Origin of the sequence: Paracoccus sp. (in: a-proteobacteria) (assembly GCF_047973135.1) — a bacterium.
Taxonomy (GTDB): domain Bacteria; phylum Pseudomonadota; class Alphaproteobacteria; order Rhodobacterales; family Rhodobacteraceae; genus Paracoccus.
The window spans coordinates 1-9309 of sequence record NZ_JBKEBL010000043.1 but is presented as its reverse complement, the minus strand read 5'-3'; the positions used below and the strand labels follow the sequence as shown (position 1 = coordinate 9309).

The 9309-nt window shown below is 63.3% G+C and carries 10 protein-coding genes, 1 tRNA gene and 1 pseudogene; 9 read left to right on the top strand and 3 right to left on the bottom strand.

Annotated elements, in window-relative coordinates; all coding sequences use genetic code 11:
• From cas8c to cas2, 5 genes are all read left to right on the top strand, one after another.
• Nucleotides 1–1026, top strand: a 1026-nt coding sequence (gene cas8c / locus ACK5L9_RS04310) for a type I-C CRISPR-associated protein Cas8c/Csd1 (RefSeq protein WP_416910216.1), incomplete at its 5' end; no start/stop codon positions are given.
• Nucleotides 1023–1976: a type I-C CRISPR-associated protein Cas7/Csd2 gene (cas7c, locus tag ACK5L9_RS04305; protein WP_416910215.1), complete on the top strand. Its 954-nt coding sequence runs from the start codon at nucleotides 1023–1025 to the stop codon at nucleotides 1974–1976. The genes cas8c and cas7c, both read left to right, overlap by 4 nt.
• Nucleotides 1973–2605, top strand: coding sequence for a CRISPR-associated protein Cas4 (cas4, locus tag ACK5L9_RS04300; RefSeq protein ID WP_416910214.1), 633 nt, complete (start codon nucleotides 1973–1975; stop codon nucleotides 2603–2605). The genes cas7c and cas4 overlap by 4 nt, the downstream gene beginning before the upstream one ends.
• Nucleotides 2602–3636: a type I-C CRISPR-associated endonuclease Cas1c gene (gene cas1c, locus ACK5L9_RS04295; RefSeq protein ID WP_416910213.1), complete on the top strand. Its 1035-nt coding sequence runs from the start codon at nucleotides 2602–2604 to the stop codon at nucleotides 3634–3636. Before cas4 ends, cas1c begins: the two co-directional genes overlap by 4 nt.
• Before the next feature lies 1 nt (nucleotide 3637).
• Nucleotides 3638–3928, top strand: coding sequence for a CRISPR-associated endonuclease Cas2 (gene cas2, locus ACK5L9_RS04290; RefSeq protein WP_416910212.1), 291 nt, complete (start codon nucleotides 3638–3640; stop codon nucleotides 3926–3928).
• A 444-nt stretch (nucleotides 3929–4372) separates the two neighbouring features.
• Here cas2 and ACK5L9_RS04285 read toward each other — a convergent pair whose 3' ends face one another.
• Nucleotides 4373–4999 carry a transposase gene (locus ACK5L9_RS04285; RefSeq protein WP_416910211.1) on the bottom strand — a complete coding sequence of 209 codons (627 nt, stop codon included), beginning with the start codon at nucleotides 4997–4999 and terminating at the stop codon, nucleotides 4373–4375.
• 68 nt (nucleotides 5000–5067) lie between these two features.
• On the opposite strand from ACK5L9_RS04285, the gene ACK5L9_RS04280 reads away from it, so the two are divergent.
• From ACK5L9_RS04280 to ACK5L9_RS04270, 3 genes are read left to right on the top strand one after another with little or no spacing between them, the layout of a single operon-like run.
• Nucleotides 5068–6291, top strand: coding sequence for an IS256 family transposase (locus ACK5L9_RS04280; protein ID WP_416910210.1), 1224 nt, complete (start codon nucleotides 5068–5070; stop codon nucleotides 6289–6291).
• A 38-nt stretch (nucleotides 6292–6329) separates the two neighbouring features.
• Nucleotides 6330–6938 carry an integrase core domain-containing protein gene (locus tag ACK5L9_RS04275; RefSeq protein ID WP_416910209.1) on the top strand — a complete coding sequence of 203 codons (609 nt, stop codon included), beginning with the start codon at nucleotides 6330–6332 and terminating at the stop codon, nucleotides 6936–6938.
• Nucleotides 6939–6986: 48 nt separating this feature from the next.
• Nucleotides 6987–7901, top strand: a complete 915-nt coding sequence (locus ACK5L9_RS04270) for a PhzF family phenazine biosynthesis protein (protein WP_416910208.1) — start codon at nucleotides 6987–6989, stop codon at nucleotides 7899–7901.
• 84 nt (nucleotides 7902–7985) lie between these two features.
• Here the strand turns inward: ACK5L9_RS04270 and ACK5L9_RS04265 are convergent.
• Both ACK5L9_RS04265 and ACK5L9_RS04260 read right to left on the bottom strand, forming a co-directional pair.
• Nucleotides 7986–8075, bottom strand: a tRNA-Ser gene (locus ACK5L9_RS04265).
• Nucleotides 8076–8480: 405 nt separating this feature from the next.
• Nucleotides 8481–8963 (bottom strand): annotated as a pseudogene (locus ACK5L9_RS04260) (tyrosine-type recombinase/integrase); the annotation flags it as partial.
• A gap of 75 nt (nucleotides 8964–9038) precedes the next feature.
• Between ACK5L9_RS04260 and ACK5L9_RS04255 the strand changes: the two are divergent.
• A partial coding sequence (locus ACK5L9_RS04255) for a transposase (protein WP_416910207.1) occupies nucleotides 9039–9309 on the top strand: 271 nt, incomplete at its 3' end.

Genomic DNA, 9309 nt, shown 5'->3' with positions numbered 1-9309 from the left:
GCCTATGTGACGGTGTTGAACCGCTATCTGGACAAGGACAGCGGCCACCGGGTGCAGATCGGCGATGCCTCGACGGTGTTCTGGGCGGATTGCACGGATGCGCGCCGCGCCCAGGAGGCCGAGGCGTTTTTCGCCGCCTTTGTCGATCCCGGCGCGGATGAGGATCTTGCCAGCGGCGAAATCCGCGCGCGGCTGGATGCGATCCGGCAGGGGCAGCACCTGTCGCAGATTGCCCCGGATCTGGCCGAGGGGGTGCTCTTCCACGTTCTGGGCCTTGCGCCGAACGCCGCGCGGCTGTCGCTGCGCTTTTACTGGCAGGACGATTTCGGCCGGCTGACGGCGCATTACCAGCGCTTCCTGTCGGATACCGCGATCACGCCGCCCCCGCAGGGTGGCTGGCCGCCCCTGTGGCGCTATCTGGTGGAACTGGCCGCGCAGGGCAAGCGCGAGAATGTGCCGCCGCTGATCGCTGGCGAATGGATGCGCGCGATCCTTGCCGGCACGCCCTATCCACTGAGCCTGATGTCAACAGTGCTGATGCGGATGCGCGCCGATGGCCAGATCAACGCGCTGCGCGTCGCCATCCTTAAATCCGTCCTGATCCGCAATTTCAAACTGGAGGTTCCCGTGGCGCTCGACCCCGCCAATACCGACCGGGGCTATGTCCTTGGCCGCCTCTTCGCCGTCTATGAAGAGGTGCAACGCGCCGCCCTTGGCGGCATCAACGCGACGATCCGCGACAAGTTCTATGGGGCCGCCTCGGCCAGCCCGCAAAAGGTGTTCCGCACACTGGATGCTGGTTCGGCCAACCATTTCGGCAAGCTGCGCAAGACCAGCCGCGGCCGCGCGGTCAATCTGGAAAAGCTGCTGGGTACGATCACCGACCTGATGGAGCCGGGCGCAGACCCGATCCCCGCCGCGCTGTCGCCCGCCGAACAGGCGCTGTTCGGCATTGGCTATTACCACCAGCGCGCCGATTTCTTCCGCAAGCCGGACAAACCCGCCAATTCCGAGGATGCCGCATGACCACGCTTTCCCGACGCCATGATTTCGTGTTGATTTTCGACGTGACGAATGGCAACCCCAACGGCGATCCCGATGCCGGCAACCTGCCGCGGCTGGACCCCGAGACCAATCACGGGCTGGTCAGCGATGTCAGCCTCAAGCGCAAGATCCGTAACTATGTCGAACTGGCGCGGACGAGTGAGGCCGGGCATCATATCTATGTGCAGGAGGGTGCGATCCTGAATGAAAAGCACCGTCAGGCCTATGTCGCGCTGCGCCCCGACGATCCGAAGGCCGCAAAGGACGGCAAGCTGAACCCCCGCGACGATGCCGAGGCGCTGGCGCTGCGCGATTTCATGTGCGCGAATTTCTTTGACGTGCGCACCTTTGGCGCGGTCATGTCCACCGGTATCAATTGCGGGCAGGTCAAGGGGCCGGTGCAGATGACCTTTGCCGCGTCGGTCGAGCCGGTCCTGCCGGTCGAGATATCCATCACCCGCATGGCCGCCACCAACGAGGCCGAACAGAAGAAACGCGCCGAAGGTGAGGATGGAGATGTCCGCACCGACAACCGCACCATGGGCCGCAAGCATATCGTGCCCTATGGGCTTTATGTCGCGCATGGCTTCATCTCGGCCAAATTCGCGGAACGGACCGGGTTTTCCGAGGCCGATCTGGACCTGCTGTTCGAGGCACTGGCGAACATGTTCGAACATGACCGATCCGCCGCGCGGGGCGAGATGACGGCGCGCAAGCTGATCGTCTTCCGCCACGCCAATGCGCTTGGCAACGCCCCGGCACATGCGCTGTTCGACCGCGTCAGCATCGGGCGCAATGTCGATGGCGAGTTCCGCGATATTGATGACCGGGGCCTTGGCAACCTGCCGCCGGCGCGCAAATTCCCGGATTATATCGTCCGGATTGATGGCGATGCCCTGCCCGAAGGGGTCGAGATCCTCGATCTGCTGTGAGCGAGGCAAAGGATCCGATCCCGATCTCGGCCCTGCAACACGCGGTCTATTGCCTGCGGCAGGCGGCGCTGATCCATCTGGAACGGGTCTGGGCCGAGAACCGCTTTACCGCCGAAGGCGACGTGCTGCATGCGGTGGTCGACAAGGGCGGCAGCCGCAAGGCGCGGGGCCTGCGCCGGGTTCTGTCGCTGCCGCTGGTCTCGGCACGACTGAACCTGACCGGCACGGCCGATCTGGTCGAGTTCCTGCCCGGACCCGACGGCGAGACCGCCTGCCCCATCGAATACAAGCGCGGCAAACCCAAGCTGCACCGCGCCGACGAGGTGCAGCTTTGCGCGCAGGCGCTGTGCCTTGAGGAAATGACCGGCCAGCCGGTGAAACAGGGGGCGCTGTTCTATGCGCAGACGAAACGCCGCGTTGCCGTGCCCTTCGATGCCGATCTGCGCGACCTGACCGAGAGCACGGTAGCGGAACTGGCCGCGATTCTGGCCAGCGGCGCCACCCCGCCGCCCACACCGCATCGTAGCCGCTGCCGGGCCTGCTCGCTGATCGATCTGTGCCGACCTGACATGGCGGGCCGCCCGGTCCGGGCGTGGCGTGACCGGATGCTGGCGAAGGCGCTGTCATGAAAAAGCTGCTGAACACGGTCTATGTCACCACTGAAGGCGCGGCGCTGAAGAAGGATGGCGAGAATCTGGTGGCCGAGGTCGAGGGCACAGAAAAGGCGCGCGTGCCCCTGCACATGCTGGCCTCGGTCGTGGCGTTCGGGCCGATCCTGATCTCGCCCGCGCTGATCGGCATTTGCGCTGAACGCGGCATTGCCATCGCCCTGCTGGACCGCATCGGCCGCTTTCAGGCCCGGATCGAGGGGCCGGTTTCGGGCAATGTCCTGCTGCGCCGCGCCCAGTATCGTCTGGCCGATGACGCGACCGAGATCGCCCGCAGCATCGTCATGGGCAAGATCGCCAACCAGCGCGCCGTGATCCGCCGCAGCCTGCGCGATTATGAAACCGGGATGACACCCGAAGCCCGCGACGCCCTGAACACCGCCGCAGACCGCATGGCGATGATCCTGCGCCGCGTGCAGCGGGCGGATGACAGCCTCGATCTGCTGCGCGGCTCCGAGGGCGAGGCGGCGTTGCAATATTTCGGGGTGTTCGATCACCTGATCCGCACGCCCGATGCCGAATTGCGCTGGACGGGCCGCTCGCGTCGGCCGCCGCTGGACGCGATGAACGCGGTCCTGTCCTTTCTCTACACGCTCTTGACCCATGATTGCCGTTCAGCCTGCGAGGCGGTGGGGCTGGACTCCGCCGTCGGCTTCCTGCACCGTGACCGCCCCGGCAGGCCCAGCCTCGCGCTGGATTTGATGGAGGAACTGCGCGCCCCCCTTGCCGACCGGCTGGCCCTGTCGCTGGTCAATCGCCGCCAGTTGCGCGCCGCAGATTTCCGGCGCATGGATGGCGGCGCGGTGCTGCTGACGGACGAGGCCCGCCGCACTGTCCTGACCGCCTGGCAAGAGCGCAAGAAACAGGAACGCCAGCACCCGTTCCTGCAAGAAAAGGCTCCGTTCGGGCTGGTCCCCTATCTGCAGGCACAGATGCTGGCGCGCCACCTGCGCGGCGATCTGGATGCCTATCCCCCCTGGTTCTGGAGCTGAAATGCTGGTCCTTGTCACCTACGATGTCAGCACGCAGGACGCGGCGGGCCGCAAGCGCCTGCGCCACGTCGCCCGCGCCTGCGAAGATTTCGGCCAGCGCGTGCAGTTCTCGGTCTTCGAGATCGAGCTGGACCCGGCGCAATGGACCCGCCTCAAGGCGCGGCTGGAGGGGATCATCCTTTCCGATCGCGACAGCCTGAGGTACTATTACCTTGGCGCAAACTGGACCCGCCGGGTTGAACATGTCGGTGCCAAACCCGCCACCGACCTGAACGGCCCCCTGATCATCTGAACCACGCCGCACAACCTGCGAACCCCAAGCGTGCCGCATGTCCCAAAGAGGTTCGCAGCGCGCCAGTTGTTTGAAATCGCCGGATTTATGCAAAATCCCCCGCAAGGAATGATCGCTTTTGCGCATGTCCCCGAGAGGTTCGCACCAAGACATGTGTTTCCCGCCCAGAAACAATGCCCTAAAAGAAGCCAGTCGCCCCCCTCGCGGGGGCGTGGATCGAAACGTACTTGCTTGCGTCAAAGTTAAGTTGTGCCATGTCGCCCCCCTCGCGGGGGCGTGGATCGAAACACCGCCCCGGCGGCTCTTTCCAGCACTTCGGAAGGCGCCCCCCTCGCGGGGGCGTGGATAGAAACAGCTGGGCCTTGAGCGCCGCCGGATCGCCAGCCGAGTCGCCCCCCTCGCGGGGGCGTGGAACGAAACCGCCACCGAGAGTATCCGTCTTGATCAAGCAGTTTTTGGGACCCAGTTTCGATTTGCTTTGACGAGTGCGTTTGCTGTTTCGATGAGCTTTCGCATGATTGCAACGATAGCGACTTTTGCGGGTTTTCCAGCAGCGCGCAGAGCCTCGTATTTTGCCTTGAGGTCTGGATTATACCGCATCGCAACAAGCGCCGGCATGTAAAGAGCGTCGCGCAAGGGTTTGCGCCCGCCGCTGATGAAGGACCTCCCCTTCCACTGCCCTGAATCGCGATTATAGGGCACCACACCGGCAAGGCTGCCAACCTGGCGGCGGTCCAGCGTTCCGATCTCTGGCAGGTAGGTCAGGATTGCGGCGCTGGCGACGCTGCCCAGCCCCGGGATCGACTGGACGATCTCGCGGCGGCGCGCGGTGGTTTCGTCGGCTTTGATCAGGGTATCGATTTCCCGGTCAAGCTCGGCGATCTGCTTTTCCACCAAAGCCATCCGCGCGTTCATCTGGCGCTTCAGGAGTGCGTTCGTCTGGACATCTGCGCGGCCCTTCAGCCGTGTGCGTTCCTTGATCAGAGCCGTTCGTGCCACCTGCAGGTCTTTGAGAATACGCGTTGTTTTTGCAACCGGGGTGTCTGGTTCCAGATCGAGGGCGATCCCCATGCGCGCCAGGAGGACTATCCTGAATTTTGTGCGCTGACGTGGTAACTGCTCACAGAGGAGACCCACGTATGAGCATCGATAAAGACCTGCTGGACCGTCTGATGGAGGGCCGTTCCCCCGGTGATCTATTTGGCAAGAGTGGCATACTGGCGGAACTGACCAAGGCGCTGGCGGAACGGGCGCTGAGCACGGAGATGGACATCCATCTCGGTGGCGAGCGCACCGGGGAAGCCCCTGAGGGGCATCATCATCCGGCCAATCGGCGCAATGGCAGCAGTCAGAAGACCGTGACCACCGACAGCGGCAAGGTTGTCCTTGACATCCCCCGCGACCGGAACGGCACCTTCGATCCGCTGCTGATCGCCAAATATCAGCGCCGCTTTCCCGAGTTCGACCGCAAGATCGTCAGCATGTATGCCCGGGGGATGACGACCCGTGAGATCCAGGGTCATATCGAGGAAATCTATGGCGTCGAAGCCTCGCCCAGCCTGATTTCCGCGATCACCGACGCGGTGATGGAGGAGGTCACCGCCTGGCAGAACCGCCCTCTGGAACCCTGCTATCCGATCGTCTTCATGGACGCGATCCGGGTCAATATCCGCAGCGACGGGGCGGTCTCGAACAAGGCGGTCTTCGTGGCCCTCGCGGTGCTTCCGGACGGCACGCGGGACGTTCTGGGGCTGTGGTTCCAGGCCAATGAGGGCGCCAAGTTCTGGGCGAAAGTTCTCAGCGACCTGCGCAACCGGGGCGTCCAGGACATCCTGATCGCCGTCGTGGACGGGCTGAAGGGCTTTCCACAGGCCATCGAGGCAGCGTTCCCAAAGACCCGGATCCAGACCTGCATCGTCCATCTCCTGCGCCATTCCATGAGCTTTGCCAGCTACAAGGACCGCAAGGCCGTCACCGCCGCCCTCAAGGCGATCTACACGGCCGTAGACGTCGAAGCGGCAGAACTGGCTCTAGCTGAGTTCGAGGACAGCGATCTGGCCAGGCGGTATCCGGCGATCGCGCCGAGCTGGCGCCGGGCCTGGAACGAGGTCATCCCGTTCCTCGACTACCCGCCCGAGGTCCGAAGGCTGATTTACACCACCAATTCCATTGAGGCCTTGAACTCGAAAATCCGCCGAGCCGTCCGCACGCGCGGCCACTTCCCAAGCGACGACGCTGCGGCGAAATTGATCTATCTGGCGCTCAATGCTACATCGACCGAGTGGAAGCGCTCGGTGCGCGAATGGCACGCTGTCAGATCGCAACTCGCCATCATGTTCGAAGACCGCTTCCCAATGGCGTAAAAAACGCGTCACGCACAAAATTCCGTACAGTCTCACGGGTGACGCCGGTTCCCGAACTGATCCGCAAGACCAGCCGAAAAGCGCCGCCGAAAGCCCGGCCGCACGCCATCAGGAAGCCAAAGGACATAAAGTTCAGGAACCCTGGCGACGTCGTCCAGATCGACACGCTGACCCTTGATCTGCCTCCCGGCCAGACCGTCAAGCACTTCGACGCTTATGATGTGTTCGCCAAATGGACCGTCGCCAGGCCCTATGCCCGGGCTACCGCCGAAAACGCCGCCAACTTCCTCGAAAAGGTCGTTGCCGGGATGCCCTGGCCTATCAAAGCCATCCAGATTGATGGCGGCTCCGAGTTCATGGCCGAGTTCGAGAAAGCCTGCCAGGACAAGAACCTGCCGCTCTATGTCCTGCCGCCAAGATCGCCAAAGCTCAACGGAGCGGTCGAGCGATGCAATGGCGCATGGCGATACGAGTTCTATGCCGCAACCGAACTCCCCCGACAGATCGACAAAATCGCCGAGTACGTCGATGCATTCCAGCATCTCTACAATCACCACCGCCCGCACGGAGCTCTCGACGGCCTGACGCCGGCAGAGTATCTCAATATCTGCCGAGACAGGATCACCGCTCCGTCTCATATGTCTTGAGCGCGGACAGCAACTTGTCTTTCGATGGGCGGGTCGGTAGACTGCGGCATGGCAGCGATTCAACTCAAATTCAGCTTGGTAGATGTTTTCACGCGCGAACGCTTTTCCGGTAACCAAGTTGCCGTGATTCACGATGCGCGTGCGCTCGATTCGGCGCAGATGCAGAACGTAGCTCGGGAGTTCGGCTTCTCGGAAACCACGTTCATTCTGCCGCCGGGCAACGATCACTACCACGCCCGCGTCCGCATCTTCACACCCCACGAGGAAGTGCCCTTTGCCGGGCATCCCAACATAGGCACCGTGTTCGTGATGGGAGGACAGAAGACAGCTGCCAGCGGCGCATTGCCCGATCTTGCCATCTTCGACGAGAAGGGCGATGACGTCCGTGTCCAGCCAATCCGCGAAGAAGGCCAAGTGGTCGGAGCAGAAATTGAAGCACCGCAGTCGCTCCGGACGATGGGGGCAGTGCCTGCCGAACGAATGGCGCGGTGCCTCGGGCTTGATGAGGATTGCCTGGTGCTCGACCGTATCGCGCCCTGCGTCGCGTCGGTCGGGCTGCCTTTCGCCTTCGTCGAGCTGCGCGACCTTGACGCGCTTGCATCTCTCGCGCCCGATGCGCCGTCGTTCCGGGAGGCGGCTGAGCACGGCCCGCGCACGGTCGATGGCTTCGCGATCTGCGCGTTCGTCGTGGTGAGCGAGGGGGGCGGACGGTTCGAGGTTCGGTCGCGCGTGGTCTGCCCTCTGGGGCACCCGCCCGAAGACGCGGCCACGGGAAGCGCTTCGGGCGCGCTCGCAGCGCTTCTGGCTGACGCTTCTGGCCAAGGCGAAGCGGACGTCGCGATCACTCAGGGGGTGGAGATGGGACGGCGTAGCGAGATTGACGTGTCCGTCCCGGCAAACGGTGGGCCGGCTCGCATCCGGGGGTACTGCACCCACGTCGCAACGGGAGCCATGACCATCTGATAAGGCAAGCGGCAATGCCAGCGCTTTTCCGCGCTGCGGCAAACGACGGCACATAGGCTATTTTCGGCGGCAATCGGCGGTGAATGGCGGAGGGACAGGGATTCGAACCCTGGGTACGTTTGCACGCACAACGGTTTTCGAGACCGCCCCGTTCAACCACTCCGGCATCCCTCCACGGTGCACGCCTACTTAGAGAAAGGAGCGCGTCGATGCAAGCCATTGTCCGGGTTCAGGGCATACGAGACACGGGGTTTCCCGCGCTCGTTTCGGCTAGATACCCGGCCGGAGCTGGTCCGGTCGAAGGTCGTGTTCCTGGCTGGCTGCCGGAGGAGGTCCGGCGCAGTGAAACGACCGGGACGCAGCGGTGATGATCGGGGGCGAGGAGGCGGGTGAGTCAGCGCGGCAGCGCCGCGCGCCCGAGCTATGGTGGAATTGGTGGATGAGCGCCGGGGCGGCGCGTATTGCACCGCGCCGGGTTTTCCGGAGGCTCCAGGCCTTGAGAGGATGGAGCGAAGAGCAGGCGGACGAGATACTCACCGGAGGTGCGGGCGCGGGCCGTGCGGATGGTGTTGGAGCCATGAAGCCCAGTTCGTTCAGCAGAGTCGAGCCGGTGCGTCGGAGATCGTGAACCGTAAAGGACTCCAGCGGCATTCCTTCCTTCTTGGCCCGCACCACCACCGCCGTCGTGACCCGATTAAACGTGGCCCGCGACATCGGCGCGTCAGCGTCGTAGCGCGACGGCAGGACGTATTTCGAGTTACCGGCGCAGGTCTTGAGGGCGACGAAGATGTCGAGCATTTGCTGCGATAGACAGACGTTGTGCGCCTTCGAGCGCTTCATTCGCTCCTTGGGGATCGACCGGACGGCGTTCTCGAAATCGACCTCGTCCCAGACTGCATCCTGCAATTCGCTCTTTCGCACCATCGAGAGCAGGATCAGCTTTATCCCGAGACGGATCGTCGGCAACGTCGGGACATGCTCAAGCTGTCCGAGCATGATGCGGATCTCCGCGGGAGATAGCGACCTGTCCTTCGGCACGAAGGTCGCGATCGACTGTTCCCCGTCAGCACCTATGGCACAGAATTGAGGATATGAATTGAGGAGTGTTCGGTTGTCGTCACAGACGAAGGAACGGACATGAATTCGAAGGTGACTGGCGGCAAACGCTTCGTCGAACATGTGGTCAAAGATATCCGCCGTGCGACCCGGCGGCATTTTTCAGCCGAGGACAAGATCAGGATCGTGCTGGATGGCCTGCGTGGCGATGACAGTATTGCCGAGCTGTGCCGCCGTGAAGGCATTGCCCAGAGCGTGTATTGCAGTTGGTCCAAGGAGTTCATGGAAGCCGGTAAGCGCCGCCTGGCCGGCGACACCGCCCGTGCTGCCACAACCGGCGAAGTCCAGGATC

What these genes read in the sequence shown, in the direction of transcription:
- ACK5L9_RS04270 (WP_416910208.1), top strand. Translation starts at nt 6,987, where the DNA reads ATGGCAGCGATTCAACTCAAATTCAGCTTGGTAGATGTTTTCACGCGC.
- cas7c (WP_416910215.1), top strand. Translation starts at nt 1,023, where the DNA reads ATGACCACGCTTTCCCGACGCCATGATTTCGTGTTGATTTTCGACGTG.
- cas2 (WP_416910212.1), top strand. Translation starts at nt 3,638, where the DNA reads ATGCTGGTCCTTGTCACCTACGATGTCAGCACGCAGGACGCGGCGGGC.
- cas1c (WP_416910213.1), top strand. Translation starts at nt 2,602, where the DNA reads ATGAAAAAGCTGCTGAACACGGTCTATGTCACCACTGAAGGCGCGGCG.
- ACK5L9_RS04280 (WP_416910210.1), top strand. Translation starts at nt 5,068, where the DNA reads ATGAGCATCGATAAAGACCTGCTGGACCGTCTGATGGAGGGCCGTTCC.
- ACK5L9_RS04285 (WP_416910211.1), bottom strand. Translation starts at nt 4,999, where the DNA reads ATGGGGATCGCCCTCGATCTGGAACCAGACACCCCGGTTGCAAAAACA.